This window comes from Agathobaculum sp. NTUH-O15-33 (assembly GCF_033193315.1).
Classification (GTDB): domain Bacteria; phylum Bacillota; class Clostridia; order Oscillospirales; family Butyricicoccaceae; genus Agathobaculum; species Agathobaculum faecihominis_A.
The window spans coordinates 3,029,799-3,055,403 of sequence record NZ_CP136187.1 but is presented as its reverse complement, the minus strand read 5'-3'; the positions used below and the strand labels follow the sequence as shown (position 1 = coordinate 3,055,403).

At 59.9% G+C, this 25,605-nt stretch carries 24 protein-coding genes, 1 tRNA gene and 1 pseudogene; 13 read left to right on the top strand and 13 right to left on the bottom strand.

Annotated elements, in window-relative coordinates:
* Nucleotides 1–63: 63 nt before the first annotated feature.
* Nucleotides 64–492 (top strand): annotated as a pseudogene (gene tnpA / locus RWV98_RS14765) (IS200/IS605 family transposase); the annotation flags it as partial.
* 115 nt (nt 493–607) lie between these two features.
* Here tnpA and RWV98_RS14760 read toward each other — a convergent pair.
* Together RWV98_RS14760 and RWV98_RS14755 are read right to left on the bottom strand one after the other, a co-directional pair.
* Nucleotides 608–3,190, bottom strand: coding sequence for an FAD-dependent oxidoreductase (locus tag RWV98_RS14760; RefSeq protein WP_317861706.1), 2,583 nt, complete (start codon nt 3,188–3,190; stop codon nt 608–610).
* Nucleotides 3,187–3,549 carry a DUF134 domain-containing protein gene (locus RWV98_RS14755; protein ID WP_317861705.1) on the bottom strand — a complete coding sequence of 121 codons (363 nt, stop codon included), beginning with the start codon at nt 3,547–3,549 and terminating at the stop codon, nt 3,187–3,189. Before RWV98_RS14755 ends, RWV98_RS14760 begins: the two co-directional genes overlap by 4 nt.
* A 123-nt stretch (nt 3,550–3,672) precedes the next feature.
* Here RWV98_RS14755 and RWV98_RS14750 point away from each other — a divergent pair.
* Nucleotides 3,673–3,746: transfer RNA gene (locus RWV98_RS14750), tRNA-Gly, on the top strand.
* Between the two features lie 57 nt (nt 3,747–3,803).
* On the opposite strand, the gene RWV98_RS14745 is transcribed toward RWV98_RS14750, so the two are convergent.
* The 5 genes from RWV98_RS14745 to RWV98_RS14725 form a co-directional block, all read right to left on the bottom strand.
* On the bottom strand, nt 3,804–5,747 hold the full coding sequence (locus RWV98_RS14745) for an ABC transporter permease (protein ID WP_317861703.1): 1,944 nt from the start codon (nt 5,745–5,747) through the stop codon (nt 3,804–3,806).
* Nucleotides 5,734–6,492: an ABC transporter ATP-binding protein gene (locus RWV98_RS14740; RefSeq protein WP_317861702.1), complete on the bottom strand. Its 759-nt coding sequence runs from the start codon at nt 6,490–6,492 to the stop codon at nt 5,734–5,736. Before RWV98_RS14740 ends, RWV98_RS14745 begins: the two co-directional genes overlap by 14 nt.
* Nucleotides 6,493–6,569: 77 nt before the next feature.
* Nucleotides 6,570–7,580 (bottom strand): sensor histidine kinase, encoded by a 1,011-nt coding sequence (locus tag RWV98_RS14735; RefSeq protein ID WP_280962675.1) that lies wholly within the window; start codon nt 7,578–7,580, stop codon nt 6,570–6,572.
* The gene (locus RWV98_RS14730) at nt 7,577–8,245 is read right to left on the bottom strand and encodes a response regulator transcription factor (RefSeq protein ID WP_317861700.1); all 669 of its coding nucleotides are present in this window, start codon (nt 8,243–8,245) and stop codon (nt 7,577–7,579) included. Before RWV98_RS14730 ends, RWV98_RS14735 begins: the two co-directional genes overlap by 4 nt.
* A gap of 12 nt (nt 8,246–8,257) precedes the next feature.
* Nucleotides 8,258–11,398 carry a UvrD-helicase domain-containing protein gene (locus RWV98_RS14725; protein WP_317861698.1) on the bottom strand — a complete coding sequence of 1,047 codons (3,141 nt, stop codon included), beginning with the start codon at nt 11,396–11,398 and terminating at the stop codon, nt 8,258–8,260.
* Nucleotides 11,399–11,648: 250 nt separating this feature from the next.
* On the opposite strand from RWV98_RS14725, the gene RWV98_RS14720 reads away from it, so the two are divergent.
* Entirely contained in the window at nt 11,649–12,425 is a 777-nt protein-coding gene (locus RWV98_RS14720) for a hypothetical protein (protein WP_317861696.1), read from the top strand.
* A gap of 267 nt (nt 12,426–12,692) precedes the next feature.
* Here the strand turns inward: RWV98_RS14720 and RWV98_RS14715 are convergent, their stop codons facing one another.
* The 5 genes from RWV98_RS14715 to RWV98_RS14695 all read right to left on the bottom strand — a co-directional run bounded on the left by RWV98_RS14715 (nt 12,693) and on the right by RWV98_RS14695 (nt 17,027).
* The gene (locus RWV98_RS14715) at nt 12,693–13,208 is read right to left on the bottom strand and encodes an HD domain-containing protein (RefSeq protein ID WP_280962671.1); all 516 of its coding nucleotides are present in this window, start codon (nt 13,206–13,208) and stop codon (nt 12,693–12,695) included.
* A 121-nt stretch (nt 13,209–13,329) separates the two neighbouring features.
* Complete coding sequence (locus RWV98_RS14710; protein WP_317861693.1) at nt 13,330–14,697, bottom strand: MATE family efflux transporter; 1,368 nt, start codon at nt 14,695–14,697, stop codon at nt 13,330–13,332.
* Between the two features lie 108 nt (nt 14,698–14,805).
* Nucleotides 14,806–15,075: a DUF1905 domain-containing protein gene (locus RWV98_RS14705; protein WP_317861691.1), complete on the bottom strand. Its 270-nt coding sequence runs from the start codon at nt 15,073–15,075 to the stop codon at nt 14,806–14,808.
* 7 nt (nt 15,076–15,082) lie between these two features.
* Nucleotides 15,083–15,538: a GNAT family N-acetyltransferase gene (locus tag RWV98_RS14700; RefSeq protein ID WP_317861689.1), complete on the bottom strand. Its 456-nt coding sequence runs from the start codon at nt 15,536–15,538 to the stop codon at nt 15,083–15,085.
* A gap of 220 nt (nt 15,539–15,758) precedes the next feature.
* Nucleotides 15,759–17,027, bottom strand: coding sequence for an O-acetylhomoserine aminocarboxypropyltransferase/cysteine synthase family protein (locus RWV98_RS14695; protein WP_280962667.1), 1,269 nt, complete (start codon nt 17,025–17,027; stop codon nt 15,759–15,761).
* Nucleotides 17,028–17,207: 180 nt separating this feature from the next.
* On the opposite strand from RWV98_RS14695, the gene RWV98_RS14690 reads away from it, so the two are divergent.
* From RWV98_RS14690 to RWV98_RS14655, 8 genes are all read left to right on the top strand, one after another.
* On the top strand, nt 17,208–17,420 hold the full coding sequence (locus RWV98_RS14690; protein ID WP_280962666.1) for a DUF896 domain-containing protein: 213 nt from the start codon (nt 17,208–17,210) through the stop codon (nt 17,418–17,420).
* A complete protein-coding gene (locus RWV98_RS14685) occupies nt 17,420–18,748 on the top strand; it encodes a CCA tRNA nucleotidyltransferase (protein ID WP_317865777.1) in 1,329 nt (442 codons plus the stop codon). Before RWV98_RS14690 ends, RWV98_RS14685 begins: the two co-directional genes overlap by 1 nt.
* Nucleotides 18,745–19,323, top strand: a complete 579-nt coding sequence (locus tag RWV98_RS14680; protein WP_280962665.1) for a hydrolase — start codon at nt 18,745–18,747, stop codon at nt 19,321–19,323. The genes RWV98_RS14685 and RWV98_RS14680 overlap by 4 nt, the downstream gene beginning before the upstream one ends.
* Nucleotides 19,320–19,727, top strand: coding sequence for a secondary thiamine-phosphate synthase enzyme YjbQ (locus RWV98_RS14675; RefSeq protein ID WP_317861685.1), 408 nt, complete (start codon nt 19,320–19,322; stop codon nt 19,725–19,727). The genes RWV98_RS14680 and RWV98_RS14675 overlap by 4 nt, the downstream gene beginning before the upstream one ends.
* Before the next feature lie 107 nt (nt 19,728–19,834).
* The gene (locus RWV98_RS14670; RefSeq protein ID WP_280962663.1) at nt 19,835–20,374 is read left to right on the top strand and encodes a nitroreductase family protein; all 540 of its coding nucleotides are present in this window, start codon (nt 19,835–19,837) and stop codon (nt 20,372–20,374) included.
* Nucleotides 20,375–20,842: 468 nt separating this feature from the next.
* Nucleotides 20,843–21,283, top strand: a complete 441-nt coding sequence (locus RWV98_RS14665; protein ID WP_317861684.1) for a hypothetical protein — start codon at nt 20,843–20,845, stop codon at nt 21,281–21,283.
* A gap of 30 nt (nt 21,284–21,313) precedes the next feature.
* Entirely contained in the window at nt 21,314–21,997 is a 684-nt protein-coding gene (locus tag RWV98_RS14660) for a response regulator transcription factor (RefSeq protein ID WP_317861683.1), read from the top strand.
* Nucleotides 21,991–23,205: a sensor histidine kinase gene (locus RWV98_RS14655; protein WP_317861681.1), complete on the top strand. Its 1,215-nt coding sequence runs from the start codon at nt 21,991–21,993 to the stop codon at nt 23,203–23,205. The genes RWV98_RS14660 and RWV98_RS14655 overlap by 7 nt, the downstream gene beginning before the upstream one ends.
* 25 nt (nt 23,206–23,230) lie before the next feature.
* Here RWV98_RS14655 and RWV98_RS14650 read toward each other — a convergent pair whose 3' ends face one another.
* Nucleotides 23,231–24,058 carry a pentapeptide repeat-containing protein gene (locus tag RWV98_RS14650; RefSeq protein WP_317861679.1) on the bottom strand — a complete coding sequence of 276 codons (828 nt, stop codon included), beginning with the start codon at nt 24,056–24,058 and terminating at the stop codon, nt 23,231–23,233.
* A gap of 253 nt (nt 24,059–24,311) precedes the next feature.
* On the opposite strand from RWV98_RS14650, the gene RWV98_RS14645 reads away from it, so the two are divergent.
* Nucleotides 24,312–24,878, top strand: a complete 567-nt coding sequence (locus RWV98_RS14645; protein WP_317865775.1) for a DUF3793 family protein — start codon at nt 24,312–24,314, stop codon at nt 24,876–24,878.
* Nucleotides 24,879–24,922: 44 nt separating this feature from the next.
* Entirely contained in the window at nt 24,923–25,354 is a 432-nt protein-coding gene (locus RWV98_RS14640) for a flavodoxin (protein ID WP_317861677.1), read from the top strand.
* The last annotated feature ends 251 nt before the right edge of the window (nt 25,355–25,605 follow it).

Sequence of the window (25,605 nt, the reverse complement as noted above, 5' to 3'; positions counted from 1 at the left end):
TACCACCGTTTGTTGTCAGCAGCCCGTTTCACGGTCTGCGTGTAGTTCCTTGTTAACTGACCTAAATGGGTATGCAAGTATCACATCGTATTCACACCGAAATATCGAAGGAAAATAATCTATAAGCAGCTGCGAAAAGATATACAGCAAATTATAAAGGATTTGTGCAAGTGGAAGGGTGTGGAAATCATCGAAGGGCATATGATGCCTGACCATATTCATTTACTCGTAAGCGTGCCGCCGAAATACAGTATCTCGCAGTTTATGGGATATTTAAAAGGGAAAAGTGCGATGATGATATTCGAGCGGCATGGGAATTTAAAATATAAATTCGGCAGTCGTAATTTCTGGGCGACTGGATATTATGTGAGCACGGTAGGAATCAATACGGCCACGATTCAAAAATATATCAGGGAGCAAGATAAGCAGGATCAAATCGAAGATAGCTTAAGTAAGAAAGAATATGTTGACCCTTTCAAGGGTAGTAAGTAGTCTTACCATCAGGGCTTGAACGAAGTGAAAGCCAGCGTCTTTTAGGCGCTGGCTTTTTTTATGCCCTTATAGGGCTTGTTCATGCCACCCCGCTTTGGGGTGGTCATGACTTGGATTAGCAGGTCGCGCCACCCTGCAAGTGCTTTTGCGCGGAAAGGTTTTCTTGCTTGTGGGCCAGCAGCTCATTGGCCAGCAGCTGCTCCTGTACATTTTCAAAGCCAAGGCGGGAAACGGTATCGGCAAAGCGTTCGCCGGTGACGCCCTGCTCGCGGAACAGCAGAATGGACTTTTCAATCACGCTCATGACTTCTTCCTTGTCGGTGAATACCTTATCGAGCGGGCGGCCCTGCGCGACCTTCTTGCCCCAGCGTCCGCCGATATAGATGCGGTAGCCCTCCATCTGCGCGTCCAGCGCGCCGAACGGACACATGGCGATGCAGCGGCCGCAATGGTTGCACGCGGCTTCATCGATCACGAGCTTGTCGTCCTGCATTCGGGTCACCTTGATCGGGCAGCCGTTTTCTACCTGACACAGCTTACAGCCGCGGCATTTCTCATAATCGACCGTGGGCACACGCTGGCCAATCACGCCCAGATCGTTCAGATCGGGCTTGACGCAGTTGTTCGGGCAGCCGCCCACCGCGATCTTGAACTTATGCGGCAGCTTGACATCGCTGTAGCCGTGGAAGAATCGTTCGTGGATCTCCTCGGACAGGGCAAAGGTATCGATCAGGCCGTACTGGCAGGTCGTGCCCTTGCAGGAAACGACCGGGCGCACCTTGGAGCCCGTGCCGCCGGTCTCCAGCCCACGTTCGGCCAAAAAGGCGCGCATGGGCTCGATATGGTCAAACGGCACGCCTTGGATTTCAAGCGTCAGGCGCGAGGTCATGGTCACTTCGCCGCTGCCGAACTTTTCGGCGGCTTCCGCGATCACGCGGCTTTCCTCGGCCGTGATCTTGCCGTTGCGGGTGATCACACGGCCGTTGAAGCAGTCCGGCGTGGTCTTATCCCGCAGGAAGCCGAGCGCCTTTACCGCTTTTTCCTCCGCCGGGGTGACGGCGGCCGCGACGTTCTTGAGCTTGACATCGCTCACAAACACGCCGCCTTCCAGCACCAGCGTATCGGTATAGCCAAAGTGCCGGAGGCGGTTTTGCAGGAAGTACGCGCGCTTGCCCTTGGTGCAGACGAGCAGCAGCTTTTCATCCTGCGCAATGCCCTCGATCGGGCCGTTGACCTTAGGCAGGTCGATGTACAGCGCGCCACGGATGGACGGGGCGAGGCCCACGTCGAGCACGCGGCGGCCTTCCGCCGCGCCCGCAAGGTATTCCGCCGGCGTAATGCTGGTAAGCGCGCCGTCGAGCTTATTGAGCAGCACGTATACCGCCTGCACGAGCGGATGGATGGCGGTGGAAAAGGGGGGCGCGTAGGCGAAGTCTGCGTTTTCAAAGTCTTCCAGCGTTGCGCCCATATTCAGGCCCATTGCCGCGATATCGACCATTTTGTCGACCGCGCCGGGGCCGAGCACCTGCACGCCCAGCAAACGGCGCGTCGCGCGGTCCGCCACAATCTTGGTGACAAAGTAGGCGGCACCGGGATAGTAGTGCGCCTTATCATCCGTCACGGCCACGGCGCAGACCGGGTCAAAGCCCGCGTCCTTTGCCTGCCGTTCGGTCAGGCCGGTGCGGCCGCAGCTCAGGCCGGGCAGCTTGGCAACGCCCGTGCCGAGCACGCCGGGGTAGCGCTTATCCGCGCCCATCAGCCCCTCGGCCAGCGTACGGCCGGAAAGGTTGGCGGTGGAGCCCATCGGCGACCACTGGGGCGCGCCGGTCAGGCGGTTTTTCACCATGGCGCAATCGCCCGCGGCGTAAACGTCGGGCAGGTTGGTGCGCATCTGCTCATCTACCACGATGGTGCCCTTGACCATGGCAAGGCCGGTATCGGCGAGGAAGCCGGTGTTCGGACGGATACCGGCGGAAAGCACGACCAAATCGCAGGCCAGCGTGCCCGCGCTGGTGCGGATGGCGGAAACGCGCTCCTCGCCCTCGATCGCCTGCGCGGCGGTGGAGGTGATGACGCGCACGCCCGCGGCGGCCAGCTTCTTTTTGGCCCAGTCGGCCAGCTCGGGGTCGAGTACGTTCGGCATGATCTGGGAGGCAAAGTCGATCACAGTGACCGAAACGCCGCGCGCGTGCAGGTTTTCCGCGACCTCAAGGCCGATGAAACCGCCGCCCACCACGACAGCCTTCTTGACATTTTGCTTTTCGATGTACGTGCGCATGGTTTCGGCGTCGTCCGGGGTGCGCATGGTAAACACGCCGCCGAGGTGCAGTCCCTCAACCGGCGGAACGGAGGGCGAAGCGCCTACCGCGATGACCAGCCGGTCATATTCATAAACCTCCTGTTCGCCGGAATCGAGGTTGCTCGCGGTCACGGTCTTCGCTTCCGCGTCGAGTTTGACGGCCTCGCGCCCGGTGCGCACGGTCACGCCGGTCAGCGCGGCGTATTTTTCAGGGGTGTTGACAATCAGCTCGTCACGCGTTTCGATCAGGCCGCCCACATAGTAGGGCAGGCCGCAGCCGGCGTAGGAAATATCGCGGCTTTTAGTAATGAGCGTTACCTCGGCGCCGCGGTCGAGGCGTTTGAGCTTCGCGGCGGTCTTTGTGCCGGCGGCAACGCCGCCGATGATCAGAATTTTCATGCAGTTTCCTCCTTGTTTCCGCTGCTGCGGTGGCAGCAATGCGGTTCTTGCGAACATTGGGGCTTGGGACCGGCGCAGACGATGACGTCGCCCCCGGCGATCTCGATGCCCTTGCCGCATACGAGCGCTTCGGCGATCTTGCGGCGCGCCGCGTCGTACATGCGCGTCACGGTGGTGCGGGAAACGCGCATTTTCAGGGCGCACTGCTCCTGCGTGAGCCGGACATGATCGAGCAGGCGGATCACCTCGTATTCGTCGTAACCAAGGGTCACCGCCGGGCCCGCCCCGCCATTTTCAGGAACAAAACGGGTGGTCTGCGGCTTGGAGCAAATGCACCGGCATTTTTGCGGCCTTGCCATACGCGTCACCTTCTTTCTATAAGACGATGATAACAAGGTTATGAACATATGTCAATAACAAATTTCGCCTATTTCCCCTGCTTGACAAACGGCAGGAAAAACGGTACAATAATAAGGCAAATCGCGGGTGTAGTTCATCGGTAGAACGGCAGCTTCCCAAGCTGCATAGGTGGGTTCGACTCCCATCATCCGCTCCATAGAAAAAGCACCGCTTTTGGCGGTGCTTTTTTTTGTGTGCAAATAGAAAACCGGCGTTACTCGGGCAGGACGTTTCGCTTCATGCTGACGTAGGCCGTCAGGATATAGACGAAGTAGATGAAAAAGAAGATGCCGAGGGTAATGCCAGCGATTTGGAAAAGCTGCGCGGGCCCGGCCAGATCGCCGGGATCGAGCGCGCTGCCCAGCGCCAGAATAAAGGGGATACTGATGAACAGCGGCGGTATGGCGGGCATGGTATAATAGATCGCGAACTGACGGTATAGAGCCTGCTTCATTTCACGCCGCTCCATCCCCAGCTTGTGCAAAAGTTCAAATTGCCGGTGGTAGCGGCTGGTCTCGCTGAGCTGCTGAATGGTCAGGATGGTGGCGGATACCATGGTGAGCACCAGCGCCAGATAGAAAAGCGGAAAGACGATGATCGCGTACGACGAGGCGTTCTCCGCCTCGACGGCGGCCTTGGAGAAAAGCGTGTCGTATCCGTCGATCGTTTCGTCCCTTGCATCGCGGATATCGGACAGGGCGCGATAGTCGGCGGCGGGCACCGGCGCGTCCGTCATGGCGGCGTAGATGCTGTGGTTGACCGGCCGGGCTTCGGCCACCGCGTCGGGCACGACGAGCACAAAGCCGCGGCCGTTGCCGTCCCAGAGGGACTGGGTAAAGGTTTCCGTATAAACGCCGCCCGGCAGTAGGGGCTCGCCGCCCACGGTCAGGGCTTCGGTATAGCCCCGCATCACGCTTTCCAGATAGGGCATGCAGTGGACCACATACTCGTCCGGCCCAAGCGAGACCGCGGGATAGCCCAGCATGGCGCGCAGCGCGGTGTAGTCGCTGGCTTTCATCAGGGTGTCGCAGTCAAATAGCTTCCAATAGTCCGCGTGATTCTCGACATAATTTGTGACCTGCAAATTTTCACCCTGATAGATATGATACTCCCGGAAATCGCGCACGGGGATGTTGGCGTCAATATAAGTCAGGTAATCGTCAAAGCGGGTGTCGTCCCGCCCGGTGGAGCCGATAAACAGGTCAAAGCAGGTGGTCTGCTCCGTGCGGCTTTGAAACATGGTGTGGAACAGCAGGCCGGTGCCCTCGCTGATCAGCGTGGCGGTAAACAACAGGGCGATCGTCGCCATGACCACGCCCATGGTGGCCAGCTTGGCCGAAAGGGAACGGAATATCAGCAGTGTGTGCCCCTTATACTTTTTCCCCGGCCGCTTGTCGAAATAGGCGGGTACGCCGGAGGAAAAGCTGAGAAAGAATCCGAACAGGAAAAAAATGATGAAGCACGCGCCGACGATACCGAATAGTAAATTGCGCAAAAGGAGCAGCAGCGTACCAATGACGCCGCATACGATGGAAACAACAAAGATCCTGCGCCTCAAGCGGCTTTTTTGGATAACCTCGCCTTCGTTTTTGCGGTCAAAATAGATCAAGTCGCAAATTTTCATGGTGCGGATGCGCTTGCGGCTCTTAAAAAGCGCGAACAGGTACATCAGCGCGAAATAGAATAGCGTGAGCAAAATGGCCGACAGGGAAAAGGCAAAGCTGAACGTATAGGGCGCGCCGAACAGCGCCAACGTGATGGCGCGCAGCGCCTGAAAGAACAGATTGCCGAGCAGCGTGCCCAGCGCCAGCGCGACGCCGCCGACCGCCAAATTCTCCAGAAAGAACAGCCGGGCGACCTGACGGCTTTCCAGACCGATCAGGATATAGGTGCCGAGCTCGCGGCTGCGTTTGGCCAGCATAAAGGTGGTGGTGTATTGCACCAGCCAACCGATGATACAAATGACCACCAGACTGGAAAAGGCGATCGCGATCGGAAGGCTTTCCATCATGCTGGAAAGCGTGCGGATCTCCTGCGAGAAGACAAGCCCGTTAAAAGCATAGACCAGCGCGGCGGCCATGACGATCGTGACAAAGTAGACAAGATAGTCGCGCGCCTGCCGCCGGGCGTTGCGCAGGGAAAGCTTAGATAACGTCACTGACGTCACCCCCCAGCAGAGCCAGCACGTCGAGTATTTCGTGGTAAAGCACGGTCCGGGTGCGGTCCGCGCGGATCAGCTCGTTGAACAGCCGCCCGTCTTTCAGAAACAGCACGCGCGAAGCATAGCTGGCGCTGTACGTGTCGTGCGTGACCATAAGGATGGTAGCGCCCATATCCCGGTTCATGCGCGACATGATTTCCAACAGGTTTTTGGAAGCCTTGGAATCCAGCGCGCCGGTGGGTTCGTCGGCCAGAATGAGCGATTGCCCGGCCACCATGGCGCGGGCGCAGGCCGCGCGCTGCTTTTGTCCGCCGGATACCTGATAGGGGAACTTGCCCAGCACGTCCTCGATGCCCAGCTTTTGCGCCACGTTCATGACCTGCTTTTGCACGGTGCGGCCGTCCACGTGGTTGATCGTAAGGGCAAGGCCGATATTTTCTTCTAGCGTCAGCGTGTCCAACAGGTTGAAATCCTGAAAGACAAAGCCCAGCCTCTCCCGTCGGAAGCGGGCAAGCTCGCTCTGCGGCAGGTCGGCGATATCCTCGCCGTCCAGCAAAATACTGCCCGCGCTTACCGTGTCGATGGTGGAAATACAGTTGAGCAGCGTGGTCTTGCCGCTGCCGGACGCGCCCATGATGGCGATGAATTCACCGTCCGTCACGTCAAAGCTGATGCGGTCGAGCGCCTTGGTCACGTTGTTTTTGCTTCCGTAATATTTTTCAATGTTTTGTACATGCAGCATGTTCGTGCCCTCCTTGCTTATGATGTTAGGATACACCAGAAGCAAAGCTTGTGGTATCGAACTAACCGTGCCTTATCTTACATTTTTGAAAGGTTTTCTTGGGCGGGAAAGGTCAGGCTGACGCTGGTCTCCCGGCCAAGGACGGAGGCAAGGCGCAGATCGATCTGCAAAAAGCCCGCCAGCCGGCGGCAGAGATAAAGCCCCATGCCGGTCGCGCCGCCGCGCGCGCGGCCGTTGCTGCCGGTAAAGCCACGCTCCATCACGCGGGACAGCTCGTGCGGGGGAATGCCGATGCCGTTATCCCGCACCGTAAGCTGCACCTGCCGCCCCAACCGCCGCGCGGATAGCGTGATGACCGGCGCGTTCCCGCGATAGCGCACCGCGTTTTGCAGCAGCTGGCCCAGCATAAAGCCGGCCCATTTGCCATCCGTATAAACGGTTTGGTCAAGCCCTTCCGTTTGCACGCGCACGCCGTTTTGGATCAATAGCGTGCGGTGGCGTTCAATCGCCTGCGCCGCGATCTCCGCCAGATCGGTTTGGCGGATGATAAAGTCCTTTTCCGAGCTTTCGGCCCGGGCGTAAAAAAGCGCGCGCTCCACATGATTATCGATCTGCGCAAGCTCGTAGGAGAGCTTGCGCCGCGTTTCCGCGTCGGCATGGCGGCAAAGGAGCTGGGCCGCCGTGATGGGCGTTTTAATTTCGTGCACCCAGCTTTCCACGTAGGCGCGGTATTCCTTCCGGCCGGCCTCCGCGTCCGATACCGCTTCGATCATCGCCTTGCCGGACCGGCGCATCAGCTCGAACAGCCGGCGCTCGTAAGGGCTCTTGGGTTTCGGCGCGCACGCGGCGAACAGGTGCTTTTGATCGAGCCCATCCATAATGGCGGTCAGTTCGTTCAGATGGGCGCGGCATTTGTAATAATCGTACCCTTGCGTGCCAGCCATGAGCAGAAACCAGAAGATTAGAAAAATGGTAAGCACGCCAGACTGTGTGCCCGTGGACAACAGGAATACGGCCACGGCCGCCATGAACAGCAGCTGCACGGCCAGCCGCCCCAGCCGGTCGGATAAAAATTCGCCAAACTTCATATCTGGTACCCCAATCCGCGCCGGGTCTTGATATAGCCGGGCAGGCCCAGCCCTTCCAGCTTGGCGCGCAGCCGGGTCATATTTACGCTCAGTGTATTATCGTCGATATAGATCTGACTGTCCCACAGGGCTTCGATCAGATCGGCGCGGGAAACGATCTCGTCGGGGCGGTTCATTAAATGGGCCAGAATTTTGATTTCGTTGCGGGTCAGTTCCACGGTTTGCGCCCCCTTGGAAGCGACGCCCCCCGCGAGGCTGAGCGTCAGGCCTTTTGTTTCCAGTACGTCCGCTGTGTCCGCCGCGCCGCCGCTGCGCCGCAGCACGGCTTTGACGCGGGCCAGAAGCACGGGGATATTATAGGGTTTGGTGATGTAATCGTCCCCGCCCAGACTGAGCGCCCGCAATTCATCCATCGCGGAATCGCGGCTGGTCACGAAAATGATGGGCACGGCGGATTGCTTATGGATCTCGGCGCACAGCGAAAAGCCGTCTCTGCCGGGAAGGCCCAGATCGAGCAGGATCAGGTCCGGCGCGCGCGCGGCGATCTGTGCCGTCACCAGTGTGAAATCCGTGACGGTCAGCGGCTCAAAGCCCTCGTTGCCAAGCAGCAGCGCCAGCTCGTCCCGGATCGCCGGGTCGTCTTCTATGATCATGATTTTTTGCATATTGCGCCACCTTTAAAATAGGCTGATCTGCTCCAGCGGAGCGTCACGCCGCCGCGCGGCGTTTTCCCGCCTGACACGGTCAGGCAGGTCGTTTAGGAAAACAGAGGGCTCGCCGCCCGCGGTAAGGATCAGCTCGTCCCGCGCGCGCGTCATGCCGACGTAGAACAGCCGCCGTTCCTCTTCGAGGTCGGCCGGGCGCGCCTGCGATTCCAGCGGAAGCGACCCTGCGGTGATACCGGCCACGAACACGGCGGGAAATTCCAGCCCCTTGGAGCCGTGCAGCGTCATCAGCCGCACCGCGCCGGACTGCCAGCCCTTGCCCGCGGTGCGGCGCAAGTCGGCTTCCTGCCCCAACGTCAGCGCGTTCCACAGCTCGGACAGGGTGGCGTAAAACACCGCCATGTCCCGCAGGCGCGCCAGAGCGGGCGAATCGCCGTACTGCTCCGCCCAGCGTTCCGCCAGCTTGCGGGGCTTTTCCTTCATATGGGGCAGCCATTCCTCGGCGCGCCCGAGCCACGCTTCCAGATGGCCGTAGCCCGCCGCGAGCGGGCGCAGAGGATCGGGATCGAACGTGTCCAACGCGGCGCAGGCCGCCTGCGCCTTTTGGATCAGATCGGCCGGACAGTGCCACAGCAGGTGAAGCGCGGTCTCAAGCGCCGCCGCGTCGTCCGGCGCTTGGAGCGACCGCCAGAAGGCGAGCGCGCCGCGCACCGTATCATCATCCAGAAAATCCTCCCGGCCGCTGATGATGCAGGGGATATCGTCGTGCGTCAGGCATTTTTCAATCAGTTCTAACTGCCGGTGCGTGCGGCAAAGCACCGCGATATCGGAAAAGGCGCGTATCTCCCGTTCGTGCTCCAGCTTTTGCGCTTCCAGCATATCGACGCCGCCGACCATGCGGCCAATTTCCTTGGCGATGAAGATCCCCTCCGCGAAACCGTCCGCCGCCCGCACCAGACGCACGGCGGCGCCGGGGGCGCGGTGCGCGGCAAGCGCGCGGGAACCGCCGGGGTTTTGCTCGATCACCGGCGCGGCCGCAGCGAGAATTTCCGGCGCGGAGCGGTAATTTTGCTGTAGGCGGATTTCGCGCGCTTTCGGGCAGTCCTCCAACAGCCGCTCAAAGCAGCGGCCGCTTGCGCCGCGAAAGCCGTAAATAGACTGGTCCGGGTCGCCGATGACGAACAGGCTTTTGCCGTGTTCGCTCCACGCGCGGATCAGCGCATATTGGGTGTCGTTGATGTCCTGAAATTCGTCCACCAGCAGGTGGGAAAAGCTTTTTAGGCCCGCGGTATCCAGCCCCAGCGCTTCGGTGAGCAGGTCGTCGAAATCCAAAACGCCCATTTGCCGCAGGCGCGCGCAGTAAGCTTCATATAGGCCGCCGTCTAGCCCGGTATCCTCCAAAGACGCGCCGTTTTTTACGCGGGAGACCGCTTGCAGCAGCGCGCGTGCGCCGCCCTTGCCCGCGTGCTCGCGGAGCACCTGCGCCGCGACGGTAAGCGCCTCGCCCTGACCGATCAGACGCGCGCCCTTTAAAAGGTTCAGACAAATCGCGTGAAAGGTGCCGATGGTCATGCGCTGCACCGCGCGTTTGCCGCCCAGCCGCTTTTCCAAACGATCGCGCATTTCGGCGGCCGCTTGGTTGGTAAAGGTAACGGCGGTGATCTCGCCCGGCTTCACGCCCCGTTCTTCGATTAAATGGGCGATGCGGGCGACCAGCGTTTTGGTCTTGCCCGTGCCCGGCCCGGCCACGACCGCCACCGTCTGTTCCGCGGCGGCAATCGCCGCCAGCTGCTCCGGGTTCGGCGCTTCCTCCACCGGTGCGGCGGCTAGCTTCGGGGCGGTTTGGACAAGCGAATTGGCCGCTTTTTTCTTTTGCCGCGGCGCTTCCGCGCCGAATAGGGAGATCTGGCCGCTGAACCGCTCGATCTCGGCGGGCGTTAACAGGGAAATGGTGCCGTATTCGCCGTCAAAGCCGGCGCGCCGGTCTACCTGACCGATGCGAAGGCGGCGAATGCCCTCGGCCACGCACGGCCCCGCAACCTGTTCGATATCCGGGATTGGCGCTTGCCGCAAAATATAAAATTCCGGGCCCAATTCGCGGAGCATGCGCTCGTACTGTTCCAGCGTTTTTTTGCCCGTGGCCGAGCCGCCGGTGGAAGCCGCAATGGCCTCGGGCAGCGGCGCAAGGCTTTCAAAGGGCTTGGCCGCTGCGGGACGGAAATCCGCGGGGCGATCGGCCAGCGCTTCGACCCGGTGCTCCACGCCGACGGTCAGCTTTTTGCCGCAGACCGGGCATAGTCCGCCCCGCGCGGCGGTCTCGGCAGGCGTTAAGCAAACGCCGCAATTCCGGTGCCCGTCCAAATGGTATTTGCCTTCCTCCGGGAAAAACTCCACCGTGCCCGCAAACCCTTGGCCGGTGCGGATAGCGCGAACCAGCGCGGGATAGGTGCGCGCGGTCTCCAGCAAATTGGCCTCGCGGCCCAGCTTCGATGGGGAGTGCGCGTCCGAGTTCGATACCAGCGTCAACCCGTCCAGCGCGGAAACGCGCCAGTTCATCGGCGGGTCGGAGGAGAGTCCGGTCTCTACTGCGTGGATGTGGGGCGTCATATCGTCAAAGCACGCGGAAACGGTGTCGAAGTCCGAAAACGCGCCGAACATGGAAAAGTGCGGCGTCCAGATGTGCGCGGGGATAAACTCGGCCTCCGGGCAGGTCTCGAGCGTCAATTCGAGCAGGTCGCGGCTGTCCAGCCCCAGAATGGGCCGCCCGTCCGAATGGATATTGCCGATGGCTTCCAGCCGCGCGGACAGCTCGTCCGCCGCTTCCAGACTGGGCAGTAAAATTAAATTATGCACCTTGCGGGTCTTGCCGTCCCGCTTGTAGATGGAGCTGATCTCGCCCGTCACGACAAAGCGGGGCGTTTCTCCGGGCGTGGCGAAGGGCAGGCGATATGCCTCCCGCAGCTGATACACGCCGTCCCCTGCGGGTTCAAGCTGCGCCTTTAGCTCTTCGCGCCACGCGGGGTGCGTGAAATCGCCCGTGCCAAGCAGCGAGATCCCCTTGCGACGGGCCCACCAATCCAGATGGGGCGCGTCGCATTCGTGGCTGGTGGCGCGGGAAAAACGGGAATGAATATGCAGATCCGCGATATACATAAAAAGACACCTTCTATCCAAACAAGCTGGTCTCATTATAATGCCTTTTGGGGGATGTTGCAATGAAAGCGCGCCAAAAGGAAAAACACACCGCCCCGCGCAGTTAAATAAAAGGGGCCATGGTTTTCTTTTGGGTGGATCGGTGCTATAATATAGACTTAAGAGAAACGAACCATTGGGAAAGGAACTGATATGCTAGGCCGTAAAAAAGAAAACTGAAGAACAAGCGCCGGTACAGGTGCGGCGGCGCATGACCATACGCGGCGTTTTATCCTTCTTTATCGTGCTCACGCTCATCCGCGCGGCGTTTATGGGGCGGTACGAGAACGTGTTCGTGTGCGTTTTGGCGCTCATCCTGTTCTGCGTGCCGATGGCGCTGGAAAAGCGCCTGTCCATCGATATCCCGCCCGTGATGGAGGGCATTATTTACTGCTTTATCTTCGCGGCGGAAATCTTGGGCGAAATCAATTCGTTTTACACCATCATCCCGTATTGGGATACGATGCTGCACACGCTAAACGGCTTTCTGGTCGCGGCGGTCGGCTTTTCGCTGGTCGACCTATTCAATCGAAGCGAGCGGTTCACCTTTCGCCTGTCGCCGCTGTTTTTGGCGATCGTGGCGTTTTGTTTCTCCATGACCGTGGGCGTGCTGTGGGAGTTTTTTGAGTTTGGCTCCGATCAACTGCTCGGAACGGATATGCAAAAGGATTTTATCGTGCAAACGGTCAACTCGGTATCGCTCAATCCAAGCGGACTCAACACGGTGGTGCACGAGCCGATCACGAGTCTGGTCGTCAACGGCGAGGATTGGATGGAGTTCCCCGGCGGCTATCTTGATGTGGGCCTGATCGACACGATGAAGGACCTGATCGTCAACTGTGTGGGCGCGCTGATCTTCTCCTTTATCGGTTATTTCTACGTTAAAAAACGCGGAAAGGGCCGCTTTGCCGCGTCGCTCATCCCAGTCGTGCTTCCCACGCCGGAGGATGGAGACGGCCCGCCGGAGGGAGAAGCGGACGAAAAATAAAATAAGCGGGAGAAACCGGCAAGCGGGGTAACACCTGCTTGCCGGTTTTTATTTCTGTTGGAGGGTTCGTTTCGCTCACAATAAAATGCGCGACAGGAGCCGCGGGCGGCCGAGTGGGGTCACTCGGCCCTACATGCGGGTAGGGCGGGGTGACCCCACCCCGCCGTTTCGCGGCTACCGCCGCGCATAAAATCGTGAGCGTGGCGCATCAACTAAAAAAATACGCCGCCCGGACAGACGCATCCGGGCGGCATTTTTTTAATGAAGTTACGCAATGACCTTGCGGTAGAACGCGGACATATAGCCGCCAAGCGCGATACTCATTTCACGGGAAGCGACGACTTTGTCGGCCAGCGTGACGATCCAAGCCACGCGGGTACGCGGCATAGCGGCAAGCGGAAACATATGGCGCGCAATGGCCTCGCATTCGCTCTCGCTTAGGCGAAAGGTGAAGCGGGCCCGGTCGGCCGCGATATGGCCGTGCACAAAGGCGTGCATGCGCCCAAGTCGGCGCAAACCGGAAAAATGTTTCAAGTACCGGCGGAACCGGTCGCTGTGCCAGTCGTATCCGAAGAAATCATGCAGAAGAGCCGCGCGCACAACGGAAGCGGTCTCGTCCTCCGACAGACGCATCTTACGGGCGATCCCATAGGCGCACTCGGCCACGGCCAGCGAATGGTCGTAAACGGAGTTGGCCTCACCGTGGTGCTGAAATTCGCGCAGCTGCTGGTAACGCGGGTGCTCGACGATATTCCGCGCCATGCGGTGTATTTCACTTTCCATTGGACTCACCCTCTTTGGTTTTCTTGCTTTCATTGTATGCCGTCCCGCGGCGAAAAACAAGAGGGAAATTGTTAACAATTTATGTTTGCAAATTGGATAGTTTGTCCAATTCGGGCCAAGGCTACCGCAGCATGTGTCCGGTAACGCGCCGGTGCAGCAGCACGGCGGCGATGCAGCCGACGATTTCGGCCAGCGGGAACGCCAGCCAGACCGCGTGCAGGCTGACCCGGGCGAGCAGAACCGCCAGAGGAAGCAAAACGACGATTTGCCGCAAAAGCGTCACCACAAGCGATTCGTTGCCGCGTCCCAGTCCCTGCATGCAGCCGCACAGAATGACCGAAGCGCCCGCAAAGCAGATGGAAAGCGCGATGATGCGGATCGCGGGCACGCCGATCGTGAGCATCTCCTCCGAAGCCTTGAACAGGGCGAGCAGCGGGCGGGGAAGCAGCTCGAACAGCACGGTACCGCCCGCCATGATCCCGACGGAAAGCAAAAGCGCGTACTTGGTGATCCGATGGATACGGTCATACTTTTTCGCGCCGAAGTTATACCCAATCATGGGGATCAGCGCGTTATTCAGGCCAAAGACCGGCATGAACAAAAAGTTTTGCAGCTTGTAATATACGCCGTAAAAGCCAACGGCGGTCATGGAAAACGGCATGAGAATGCGGTTTAAACCGATGGTGAGCACGCTGGCGAGCGACTGCGTGACCGCGGCGGGCAGGCCGATCTTTAACACCTCGCCCAAAATCGCGCCGTTTGGCCGGAACGAACGCGGCTTGAGCCGCACGTCGTGATTAAAGCGAACATTGATGAAAAAGCCGATGGACATGGCGATGATCTGTGCGGTGACGGTGGCGAGGGCCGCGCCCGTCGTGCCAAGCCGGGGAAAGCCGAACAGGCCAAAGATCATGATCGGATCGAGCACGCAGTTGATCAGCGCGCCGATCAGCTGGGTGATCATGTGGTAAACGGTGTTGCCGGTCGCCTGCATCAGCCGTTCGGCCACGAACAGCAGGAACACCCCGCACGATGCAACGGTGCAAACGGTAACGTAGCTGGTGCCCATTTCGCGCACGGCGGCGTCGGTGGTAAATAGGGCGATAAAGCTTTTGCCGAATAATAGGCCGAGCACGGCGAAGACCAGCCAGCAAACCACGGCGAGAAACACGCCGTTCATCGCGACCGCGTCGGCTTCGTCCTGCTTGTGCTGGCCGAGCTTGCGGGACAACAGCGCGTTCACGCCAACGCCCGCGCCGGTCGCCACCGCGATCATGAAAAGCTGCACCGGAAAGGCGAGCGACACGGCGGTCAGCGCGCTTTCGCTGATACGCGCGACGAACGCGCTGTCCACAATGTTATAAAGCGCTTGGATCAGCATGGACAGCATGATTGGAAACGACATGGTGATGATGAGTTTGCCCTCCGGCATGGTGCCCATTTTGTTTTCTTTTTGTCCGGCTTCTACCTTTTCTGCTTCTGCCGCCAAAGCGATCCCCTCCCAATAGAGGCGGCGTGAGCTCGCGCCGCCCTAAAGCAAACAAGATTTCTGTTTGTTCAGTATACCAGAAAAAAACGGAAAGGGGAAGCGGCGGTTTTAGGCGCGCTCGCGCAGGGTGACGTGCACGGTATCCCCCGGCTGCTTGCCGATCCGCGCGCGGATATCCTTGCGCACGCCGAGGATGTGGCCCGGCGTTTTCATGCGCACCAGACTGCCGTCGTACGGCACGCCGTCAAACGTGGCGCGCACCTTGACGCGGCCCTTGTGAAACTCCCGCCGCACATCGTGCGGGAACTCGATATAGGCCCCGTCCAGATCGGGTACCTTGCGCAACATCGCGTCGAACTCGTATAGCGTTTCGTTCATGCGTGACTTAAAGCGCGTTCGGCGTGTCCAGCACCATCTGCCGGTAAGGCAGATCGGCAAAGCCGCGCAAACGGTACAGCGCGGCGGCGCGCGGGTTGTCGTCCGTCACTTCCAAACGGTAGCGGGCGGCGGTATTGTATCGCTCGTGCACCGCGGCGATGATCTTGCTGCCAAGGCCCTTGCCGCGCATGTGCTCGTCGATCCATATTTCATCGAGCCAGACGGTCAGCCCGCCCGCTTCGTTCGACCAGGTCAGGGCGAGCAGGCAATAGCCGCAGGGCCGTCCGTCCTCGTCCTCGGCGATTAGGCAGGCGGCGTAGGGCGAACCGTGGATCAGCAGCTCGAACGTGCGCACGGCGTTTGTTTCGGGTATCTCGTGGCAAACGGCGGGCGAGTGGTAAAATTCATGCACCGAACGCAGAAAGTAATCGCGGTCCTCGGCTTGGATCGGGCGGATCAGCATGGTGAAAACTCCTTACATGATAAATTGATTTGAAAAGCGGGTGACCGCATAGGTCGCCCGCTCAGTCTGTCGAAAAAGTCCTCGCGCCGCAGCGCGCAGAAGCCGGAATTCTCGATCGAAATGGGGCTTTGTTTCGATCGAAGGCTGTCGAAAATAGTTTTTCGACAGCCTCAGCGGGCGGCCGCATGGGCCGCCCGTATGGTGAATACTTGCGTAGGCGTTAGGCCTGCGCAAGCGCCTGCTCGACATCGGCGATGATGTCCTCCGCGTTTTCAAGGCCACAGGACAGACGGATCAGGCCGGGCGTGATGCCCGCGGCGACGAGCTGCTCGTCCGTCAACTGGCGGTGCGTCGCGGAGGCCGGATGCAGCGCGCACGAATGGATATCGGCCACGTGCACCTCGAGCGATACCAGCTTGAACGCGTCGATCACGCGCTCGGCGGCTTCACGGCCGCCCTTGAGGCTGAACGAGATAACACCCGAAGCCGCGCCGTTTTCCAAATACTTTACCGCGCGGTCGTGGAAGGCGTCGCCCGCAAGGCCGGGATAGGTGACAAAATCGACCTTGTCGCTCGTGCGCAGGTAGCTCGCCACCGTCATAGCGTTTGCCGAATGCTGGCGAATGCGCAGCGGCAGCGTTTGCAGGCCCAAATCGAGCAGGAACGCGCCCATCGGCGTTTGGCAGGTGCCCATGTCGCGCATCAGCTGTACGCGCGCCTTGGTGATATAGGCGGCTGCGCCGCAGGCGTCGGTATAGACAAGGCCGTGGTAGCTGTCGTCCGGCTCGGTCAGGCCGGGGAAGTTGCCCTTCGTCCAATCGAACTTGCCGGAATCGACGATCACGCCGCCCATCTGCACGGCGTGGCCGTCCATGTATTTTGTGGTGGAATGCACGACAATATCCGCGCCCCACTCAAACGGGCGGCAGAGGACCGGCGTTGCAAAGGTGTTGTCCACAATGAGCGGCACATTGTGCCGGTGGGCCAGCGCGGCGAACTTTTCAATATCCAGCACGGTCAGCGCGGGGTTGGCGATCGTTTCGCCGAAAACCGCCTTGGTGTTCGGGCGGAACGCCTGCTCAAGCTCGTCCTCCGTCGCTTCGCCGTCGACAAAGGTCACGTCGATGCCGAGCTTTTTAAACGTGACGGCCAGCAGGTTCAGGCTGCCGCCATAAATTGTTGAGGTGGAAACAATATGGTCGCCCGCGCCCGCGATGTTTAAAATGGCCAGCATGGTCGCGGCTTGGCCGGACGAGGTGCACAGCGCGCCCACGCCGCCTTCCAGCGCCGAGATCTTATCCTCCACCGCGGCGACCGTCGGGTTGGACAGGCGCGTATAGAAGTGGCCGGAAGCGGTCAGGTCGAACAGATCGCCGACGTGGGCGGTCGAATCAAACTTGAACGTGGTGGACTGATAAATGGGGAGCGCGCGCGCCCCGCCGTTTTCGGGCTCATAGCCTTCGTGCAGGCATTTGGTTTCGATTTTCATAGGAAGAAAAACACTCCTTTTTTGTGTCGGTTGACAATAAAAACATTCTATCATGCGGATTGAGAAGGGTCAAGTAAGGGCGGAAGGTGGCGGCAGGAATTTAGAGTGGGGGTCGACTTTGGCCGAGGAGTTTGGTATAATAGGCATACATAAAATCTGCAAAACGGAGAGACGCAAGCTATGGAAAATGAAAAGATCGCGCGCATCAACGCTTTGGCGAAAAAGGCCAAGGCCGAAGGGCTGACCGATACCGAAAAAGCCGAGCAGAAAGCCCTGCGCGAGGAATATATCGCGGGCTTCCGGCAGAGCCTGAAAAACCAGCTGGACGCAACGGTCGTTTTAAACCCGGACGGCACCGCGTACCGGCTGCGCGAGAAGAAGGACAAAACGTGATGACTTTGCCCGCGGGGGTATTGCGGGCGCTGCAAAAGCTGGAAGCGCGGGGCTATGAGGCCTGGGCGGTCGGCGGCTGCGTGCGGGACAGCCTGCGCGGGCGCCGACCGCACGATTACGACCTGTGCACCGCGGCCAGCCCGGCGGAAATGCGGGAGGTATTCGCGGGCGAGCGGGTGCTCGATACCGGCGCAAAGCACGGCACGCTGACCGTGCTGACCGATTCCGGGCCGGTGGAGATCACCGCCTTTCGCATAGAGGGCGCGTATTCGGACGGCCGCAGGCCGGACGAGGTGCGCTTTGTGCGCGAGGTGACCGCCGACCTTGCACGGCGGGATTTTACCGTGAACGCGATGGCGTGGCACCCGGAACGCGGCCTGTGCGATCCCTTTGGCGGGCAAGCTGATTTAAAGAACGGCCTGCTGCGCGCGGTGGGCGACCCGGACGCGCGCTTTGCGGAGGATGCGCTGCGCATTTTACGCGCGGTGCGGTTTGCCGCGAAGACCGGCTTCACGGTGCAGCGGGACACCGCTCACGCCATGCGGCGGCAGCGGCACCGGTTAAACCAGATCGCGCACGAGCGCGTGCGGGAAGAGCTGACGCGGCTATTGTGCGGCCGTTTTGTGTGCCGCGCGCTGATGGCGTTTTCCGATGTGCTCATCGAAGTGCTGCCCGAGCTTGCGCCCATGCCGGGCTGCGCGCAGCAGAACCCGCACCATTTATACAATGTGTGGGAGCATTCGGTGCTGGCGGTCGGGCAGGTGCCGGCCGAACCCGTTTTGCGGCTTTCCGCGCTGCTGCATGATTGCGGCAAGCCCGCCTGTAAAACCGTGGATGAAAACGGCGTGGGCCACTTTTACGGTCACCCGGCCGTGAGCCGGGTGTTGGCGGAACAGATCGTGCGCCGTTTGCGCTTTTCCAAGGACGAAGCGGAAAGCGTGCTCTTTCTGGTGGAGCATCACGACCGGCCGCTGGGCGACAGCGACAAGCTGATCCGCCGCCGTTTGGCGCAGATTGGTGAAAAACGCTTTCGCGAGCTTTTGATGATCAAAAAGGGCGACGCGGTGGGGCAGGGCACGCACCCGGAGGACGTCGCCGCCCTGCTGGAGACCGAGCGGCTGCTGGAAAACGTGCTCGCGGCCGAAGCATGCTTTTCCCTGCGGCAGCTTGCCGTTAAGGGAAACGATATGATCGCGCTGGGCCTTGCGGGCCCGGCGGTGGGCGATATGCTGGACGCGCTGCTGGGCGCGGTAATCGACGGCTTTGTGCCGAATGAACGAAACGCGTTGCTCTTTTGGGCGCGCGACCGAATGGAGGAACGGCTATGACCGCTGAAAAGGAACAATTTATCGAGATCTATCATAAGAACATCACCCGGCCGGGCGCGGATAAGCTGCTCGCGTGGATGGAGGGCACGGACTTTTTCACGGCCCCTGCTTCGACCCGCTTCCACGCGGCGCACGAGGGCGGGCTGCTCGAGCACTCGCTCAACGTGTACCATGTGCTGATCTCCAAGCATTACGACCCTGCCGCGGACGATTTGGAAAGCTTTACGCTCGTTTCCCTGCTGCACGATCTGTGCAAGGCGGGGTTCTACAGCGTGGAGATGCGCAACCGCAAAAACGAGCAGGGCACTTGGGAAAAGGTGCCGTTTTACGTGGTCGACGATAAGTTTCCCTACGGCCACGGCGAAAAGTCGGTCTTTTTGGTCGAGCGCTTTCTGCGCCTGAAAAACGAAGAGGCCGTCGCCATCCGCTGGCATATGGGCGGCTTTGACGACGCGGCCAAGGCGGGTTCGTTCGCCATCGCGCACGCTTATGAGAAGTACCCGCTCGCGGTCAAGCTGCATCTGGCTGATCTGGAGGCCACCTACTTATGTGAAAACCGGGAGGACAAAGCATGAAGACGCGGGAATTTACCCTGCGCACCGACCGCGCGTGTATGATCGATGTGACGGACAAGGTTTGCGCCGTTATCCGCGAAAGCGGTGTGCAGAGCGGCTTATGCGTTGTTTACTGTCCGCATACGACGGCGGGCATCACCATCAACGAAAACGCCGATTCCGATGTGCGGCACGATCTGCTGCTCGGTCTGCGCGAGGCGTTCCCGAACCGGCGCGAGTTCCGCCACGCGGAGGGAAACTCCGTCGCGCACCTGAAAAGCAGCTGTGTCGGCGCGAGCCAGACCATTCTCATCGAGGACGGCCGCCCGCTGCTCGGCACGTGGCAGGGCGTATACTTCTGCGAGTTCGACGGCCCGCGCACCCGCCGCTTTCAGGTCAAGGTGCTGGAGGATATGGCGATTTGATGAGTATATTTTGGCTAACTTTTTGTCGTATTTGATTGCAGGATGCGTTTGGCTTTGTTAAAATGAAAAGGAACAGAAACCAAACGGACAAAGGAGCGACATCTAAGATGGAAGCAATCGAATGCATCAAGACGCGCCGCAGCGTGCGCCGCTTTACCGAGGAGCCGGTGACCAAGGAGCTGGTAAACCAGATCATCGAGACCGCCGCCTACGCGCCGAGCTGGAAGAACACGCAGATCGCGCGGTACATCATCGTGACCGATCCGGCGAAAAAGGAACGGCTGGGCGCGTGCATGCTCGGCTTTACGGCCAACCAGAAAACCGCCGCCGGCGCGCCCGCCATTGTCGCCGTGACGATGATAACGGGCCGTTCGGGCTACGAGCGGGACGGCTCGTTCACCACCTCGCAGGGCACGCACTGGCAATCGTTCGACGCGGGCATCGCCACGCAGACGTTTTGCCTTGCCGCGCATGCGAACGGATTGGGCACGGTCGTCATGGGCATTTATGATGAAAAGAAGGTCGCCGAGGTGCTGGATATCCCCGAGGGGCAGCAGGTCGCGGCGCTTCTGGCGCTTGGGCACCCGGCGGAGGAGCCGATGATCCCGAAGCGCAAGGATGTGGATATCCTCGTTTCCTTTCAATAAATGAATTTAGGCTGTCGAAAAACTAGTTTTTCGACAGCCTTCGATCGAAACAAAGCCCCATTTCGATCGAGATTCCGGCTTCTGCGCGCGCCTTACAGGCAGAAGGTGAATTGCCCCTGCGGGGCAAGAGAAGCCGGTCTGGGCCGCACTTGAAGTCGGTTTGTATCAAAACCGAGATACACGGCTCAGGCCGGCCTCTCTTGGCCTACGGCCAATTCACCTTCTGCTCCCGGTTTTGATGGCTTTTGCCACAAGTGGTAAAAGCTTATTTTATGCACGCTGCGGCGTGAGGACTTTTTCGACAAGCTGAATTGAGGCCGGCGGCCACTAAAGTGGCTCCGGCCTCAATTTTTTTACGCGATTTTGTTTTCTAACCTTCGTTTAACCTTCCTGCTGTATAATGAGCTTGTGATCACAAACAACAACCACAAAAAACTTTGAAACAAATCATTTCAGGAGGAAACAATTATGTTGAAACAGAGAATCGCAACCGGCCTGCTTCTGGCCACCGCCGTCACTTCGCTTACCGCGGCTTCCGCTTTTGCCGCGGAGCAGCCCGACGCAGATAAAATGCTTGCCGCCACAGTGAGCATTGCAGCTCACAACGGTGAGGCGCAGGACCCGAACGCCCCCAAGCTTGACCTGAAGACCGATGAAGACGGCAACCAGTATTTAGAAAATGAGGACGGCAGCCGCGTCTATTTCTCTCAGGCAACGCCGGCCGAAGGCGCAAAGGGCGCTGAAAACCCCGATGGCGTGGAGGTTCAGATATCCTATTCCACGTCCGACAGCGAGGACGCAAACGAGAACGTAGAATTGCCGGACGTCAAGACCGACGAAAACGGCGACCAGTATATTGAGATGGAAGACGGCGCGCGCGTCTATATCATGATGAAAAACGCCGAGTGATCTTGTAAACCAAAAAGGATGTGAACCAACGTGAGGCTTCTGATCGTCGAGGACGAAACGGATATGCAGGAGGCCCTGTGCTACGGCCTGCGTAAATGCGGCTATGCCGTGGATTCCACAGGCGACGGCGCGGACGCCGTGGAGCTGTGCGAAATCAATGATTACGATCTGGTGGTGCTGGACCTGAACCTGCCCGGCCTAGACGGCATGGAGGCGCTCGACCGCATCCGGTCGCTGGATAAGCCTACAAAAATACTGATTCTTTCCGCCCGCTCCGAGCTTGCGGATAAAGTTCTGGGGCTGGACGGCGGGGCCAGCGATTACCTGACAAAACCCTTTCATTTTGAGGAGCTGGAGGCGCGCATCCGCGTGCTGCTGCGCCGCTCCTTTATCCAAGAGGAGGCCGTCCTTTCACGGGGCGGCCTCTCTCTGGATACCAACAACAAAACGGCGAGCTTTGACGGCGCGCCGCTGGAGCTGTCGCGGCGCGAGTACGCCGTGCTGGACTATTTGATGGCCCATATGGGCCGCGCGGTCAGCGCGGAGGAACTGCTGGAGCATGTGTGGGATATCGAGACCGATCCGTTCACCAATCAGGTCAAGGTCTATATCAGCATGATCCGGCGCAAGCTGGCGGCCTTTACAAGCGAGAATATGATTCGGAGCATCCGCGGCGCCGGTTATATCATAGACAAGGAGGAAAAACCATGCTGAAAAAGCTGTCTCTTCGCGTGCGGCTGACGCTTTTGTCGGCGCTCGTCATGACCGGCGCGGCCATCATCCTGACCGCCGTGTCCATGTTCAGCGCCGACCATATTTTTGTGCAGAACCTGCCGCAGGATCTGGGCATGAAAACGACCCTTTCCACGACTGCGGTGAAAAGCCAATCCATGCGCAGCGGCGAGGTCAGCTTGACGCAGCCGGAAGCCGATGTTTCGTACTCCGCGCAAACAGGCGAAAAAGGCGAAGCCATGGACGCTGCCGTGATACAGATATCGCTTGCCAAGGCCAGCCGCCAATTCAACCTATGGGGCCTTGCGGGTCTGCTGCTCGTGCTGCTGTTGGGCACGGGCGCGACATGGCTGATGGCTGGCCGCGCGTTGGGGCCGGTGCGCGAGCTTTCCTCCGCCATTGAGGAAGTGGGCGACAGCAACTTCAAGCGCCGTGTGGAGATGCATGGCAGGCAGGACGAGATCGGGCGGCTCGCGCACTCCTTTAACAGCATGATGGACAAGGTGAGCGCCTCGTTCGAGCGGCAAAAACGGTTTTCCGCTTCGGCCGCGCATGAGCTGAAAACGCCGCTTGCCACCATGCAGGTAGGGCTGGAGGTGCTGGAGCTGGACGCGCAGCCCTCGCCCGAACGCATGGAAAAAACGCTCGCCGTGGCAAAAACCAACACCGAGCGCATGATTCACCTATTGGACGACCTGATGCGCCTGTCTTCCGATGAGACCGGCGAAATGTGCGATACCATACCGCTGCGCGAGCTGTTCACTGAAATACAGGCAGAGCTGTTGCCGCAGATTCAGGCGAACCGCCTTTCCGTTTCCATTGAAGCGGAGCCGGAGGCGCAGTTGACCGGCAGCCGCACCATGCTCTACCGCGCGCTGTTTAATCTGGCGGAAAACGCGGTAAAGTACAACCGCGCGGGCGGCTCGATCACGCTTTCCGCAAAGCGGGAGGACGACGCGGTCGAGGTGCGCGTGACCGATACGGGCATCGGCATTCCGGAAGCCGAATTGCCGCATATTTTCGAGCCGTTTTACCGGGTGGACCGTTCGCGCTCCCGCGCGGTCGGCGGTTCCGGTCTGGGACTGAGTTTGGTGCAGGATATCGTGGAAAAGCATGGAGGCGGCATCCGCGTGGAGAGCGCGCCCGGCGAGGGCACCGTGTTCATTTTGCGGTTCCCGGTCGCGCGGTGACAGATCGTCCGCCCGCCGCGCTCGGTCAAGTCCATGTGGCGGGACGGCGCAGAGAAGCGGGCAGTTTTGTTTTGCCGTCGCCCGCGGCGGCGTTCAGTTGGGCCTGCGTTAGAAAAACCGCCTGCGATAGATCGGCGCCGTGCAGGCGCGCGTCGCGCAGGTCGGCGCCCAGCAGATTGCTGCCGCGCAATGTGCAGCCGCGCAGGTCGGCGGCGATCAGCAGCGCCATGGAAAGGTCGCGGCCCGAAAGATCAAAGCGGCGCAGATCGCGGCCGAACAGGTCGCGGGGCAGCGGTTTGCCGGGATTGACCGGCAGCGTTTCCGACGCGGCATGCAGCAGCGGATTGACCTTGCCGCGCCATACGCCCGGATCGAGCGCGGCGAGCGCCGCGGCAGGGGCGTCGGCTTGCCGGTCTATTTCGCCGATCATGCCGCCGATCTGCGCGCGCAGCGCGTCGGGCAGGCGCAGCGAGGCGGCTTCGAGCAGGTACCAAAGCATTTGGTGCAGCCCGTAAACGGAAAGGAACGCGGCGAACATCGTTTCGCGCTCCTCTTCCAGCTCGGTCCAGCTCCGGCCGCCGAAGGTGCGCGCCGTCACCCGTTGTCCCGCGCCGAAGCAGTCGTACGCAAGGCAGCCCTTGAGGCCGCGCGCCTTTAGCGCGCCGTGGATGGCGCAGCGGTGATCGGGCAATAAGTTTTTACAGGGCTTCCCTGCCGATTTATCGGCAGGGAAGCCTTCGCTTTTGGCAAAGTAAAGCGCGGTACAGCACAGGCCGCAGCAGCTGCCACAATCGATGGCAAGGCGGCGGCGCAGCGCCTGATCATTCAAAGCGTGGCGTTCGTTCGGTTCCATGAGGGGTCCTCCTAGCATCCTGTTCTGTTACCAGTGTAGCATAAGAAAAGCGCTGGAACAAGCGCGGAGATTTTTTCAAAAATGACTTGACATTGCAGTTAGCATATGCTAACATATGAACAAGTTAGCAAAGACTAACTAAACGAATAAGCGGCGCGGACCGCGCGGAACCGGACCGCGCCGCAGCCTCTCTATGATGCATGGCAGGCCGTCGGCCTGCGCAAGCTAACGGCAACAGGAGGTGCGTTTTTTGATGATGGAAGGTATGCTTGACCGGCTGCTCGCGGCGTATTGCTCGCCGACGCTGGCCGGTATCAAGGCGGGCAGCTTGGTTGCGTGCGACCGCGCGCTTTACCCCGATCTGCCGCTTCGCATTCGGGATTACCAGCGTGCGTTCGCGCCGCGCGGTTTCCAATTTGAGATCGTCTGCGCGTGCAGGGAACGGTTTCTGCTGCTGGTTTACCACCGGGACCGTCTTGCAAAACAGCTGAGGGATGAACGCGCCGCGCGCTTGCTTGACCATTTCGGTTACCCCGCGGGGCAGGATTTGGACGCGCTCCTGTATCACCTGAAACGCCGTATGGCAGGGTGCGATAGCTTTCCGCACGAAATCGGCCTGTTTTTGGGCTATCCTTATGAGGATGTGGAAGGTTTCATCCGCAACGGCGGGAAGGGCTGCAAACTTTCGCGCTACTGGAAGGTATACGGCGACGCGGAAGAGGCAAACCGGTTATTTGACCGCTTATCGCGGGTATGCCGCGCGGTCGTTTCGCGTGTGGAGCAGGGCGAAAGCCTACTGCACGTGTTCGCCGCGGCATAGAAGCGTTTATATTTTTTCTTACGACAACAGGAGGTTTTTCTATCATGGGTAAAATCGCAGTGATTTATTGGAGCCAGACCGGCAACACCGAAATGATGGCGAACGCGATCGCGGAAGGCATTGCCTCGGCGGGCGTGGAATGCGATGTCAAGCAGGTCTCCGAACTGTCCGCCGCCGATGCGGCCGGGTATGGCAAGCTGGCGTTGGGGTGCCCGGCCATGGGCGCCGAGGTGTTGGAGGAGGCCGAGTTCGCCCCCTTCTTCACCGAGTTGGAGGGCAGGCTGGGCGGCCACAAGGTGGCGCTGTTCGGCTCCTACGGCTGGGGCGACGGCCAGTGGATGCGCGATTGGTGCGAACGCGCCGATCACGCGGGCGCGGACGTTTACTTAAACGAAGGCCTGATGGTAAACGAAACGCCGGACGAGGCGGGCCTATCGAAGTGCCGCGCGTTCGGCGAGGCTTTTGCCGCGTACTAACTTTCTTTGCTCATAACCGCCGCTGCCCGGCGATTATGATACAATATCCTTTCTTGCCCGGGTATCGACGCCCGGCGGCATACCCGCAGCGTATGCCGGTTGCAGCATGGGCCCGCGGCTGTACGGAACAGCAGCCGCGGGCTTCCTCCTGCCAAAAAACGGCGCGCTGGGAAAAGTGGAGTTAGCAATATGCAACAAAATTGCAAATACCCGCTTGACAAGGCGAGTTAGCAATGGTAAACTACAGATAC

Excerpts from the sequence above, each read along its gene's own strand:
- RWV98_RS14730 (WP_317861700.1), bottom strand. The coding sequence starts at position 8,245 with ATGCAAAAAATCATGATCATAGAAGACGACCCGGCGATCCGGGACGAG.
- RWV98_RS14725 (WP_317861698.1), bottom strand. The coding sequence starts at position 11,398 with ATGTATATCGCGGATCTGCATATTCATTCCCGTTTTTCCCGCGCCACC.
- RWV98_RS14755 (WP_317861705.1), bottom strand. The coding sequence starts at position 3,549 with ATGGCAAGGCCGCAAAAATGCCGGTGCATTTGCTCCAAGCCGCAGACC.
- RWV98_RS14705 (WP_317861691.1), bottom strand. The coding sequence starts at position 15,075 with ATGAACGAAACGCTATACGAGTTCGACGCGATGTTGCGCAAGGTACCC.
- RWV98_RS14675 (WP_317861685.1), top strand. The coding sequence starts at position 19,320 with ATGAAGACGCGGGAATTTACCCTGCGCACCGACCGCGCGTGTATGATC.
- RWV98_RS14685 (WP_317865777.1), top strand. The coding sequence starts at position 17,420 with ATGACTTTGCCCGCGGGGGTATTGCGGGCGCTGCAAAAGCTGGAAGCG.
- RWV98_RS14700 (WP_317861689.1), bottom strand. The coding sequence starts at position 15,538 with ATGCTGATCCGCCCGATCCAAGCCGAGGACCGCGATTACTTTCTGCGT.
- RWV98_RS14640 (WP_317861677.1), top strand. The coding sequence starts at position 24,923 with ATGGGTAAAATCGCAGTGATTTATTGGAGCCAGACCGGCAACACCGAA.
- RWV98_RS14760 (WP_317861706.1), bottom strand. The coding sequence starts at position 3,190 with ATGAAAATTCTGATCATCGGCGGCGTTGCCGCCGGCACAAAGACCGCC.
- RWV98_RS14680 (WP_280962665.1), top strand. The coding sequence starts at position 18,745 with ATGACCGCTGAAAAGGAACAATTTATCGAGATCTATCATAAGAACATC.
- RWV98_RS14670 (WP_280962663.1), top strand. The coding sequence starts at position 19,835 with ATGGAAGCAATCGAATGCATCAAGACGCGCCGCAGCGTGCGCCGCTTT.
- RWV98_RS14645 (WP_317865775.1), top strand. The coding sequence starts at position 24,312 with ATGATGGAAGGTATGCTTGACCGGCTGCTCGCGGCGTATTGCTCGCCG.
- RWV98_RS14650 (WP_317861679.1), bottom strand. The coding sequence starts at position 24,058 with ATGGAACCGAACGAACGCCACGCTTTGAATGATCAGGCGCTGCGCCGC.
- RWV98_RS14690 (WP_280962666.1), top strand. The coding sequence starts at position 17,208 with ATGGAAAATGAAAAGATCGCGCGCATCAACGCTTTGGCGAAAAAGGCC.
- RWV98_RS14735 (WP_280962675.1), bottom strand. The coding sequence starts at position 7,580 with ATGAAGTTTGGCGAATTTTTATCCGACCGGCTGGGGCGGCTGGCCGTG.
- RWV98_RS14715 (WP_280962671.1), bottom strand. The coding sequence starts at position 13,208 with ATGGAAAGTGAAATACACCGCATGGCGCGGAATATCGTCGAGCACCCG.
- RWV98_RS14695 (WP_280962667.1), bottom strand. The coding sequence starts at position 17,027 with ATGAAAATCGAAACCAAATGCCTGCACGAAGGCTATGAGCCCGAAAAC.
- RWV98_RS14720 (WP_317861696.1), top strand. The coding sequence starts at position 11,649 with ATGACCATACGCGGCGTTTTATCCTTCTTTATCGTGCTCACGCTCATC.
- RWV98_RS14665 (WP_317861684.1), top strand. The coding sequence starts at position 20,843 with ATGTTGAAACAGAGAATCGCAACCGGCCTGCTTCTGGCCACCGCCGTC.
- RWV98_RS14655 (WP_317861681.1), top strand. The coding sequence starts at position 21,991 with ATGCTGAAAAAGCTGTCTCTTCGCGTGCGGCTGACGCTTTTGTCGGCG.
- RWV98_RS14740 (WP_317861702.1), bottom strand. The coding sequence starts at position 6,492 with ATGCTGCATGTACAAAACATTGAAAAATATTACGGAAGCAAAAACAAC.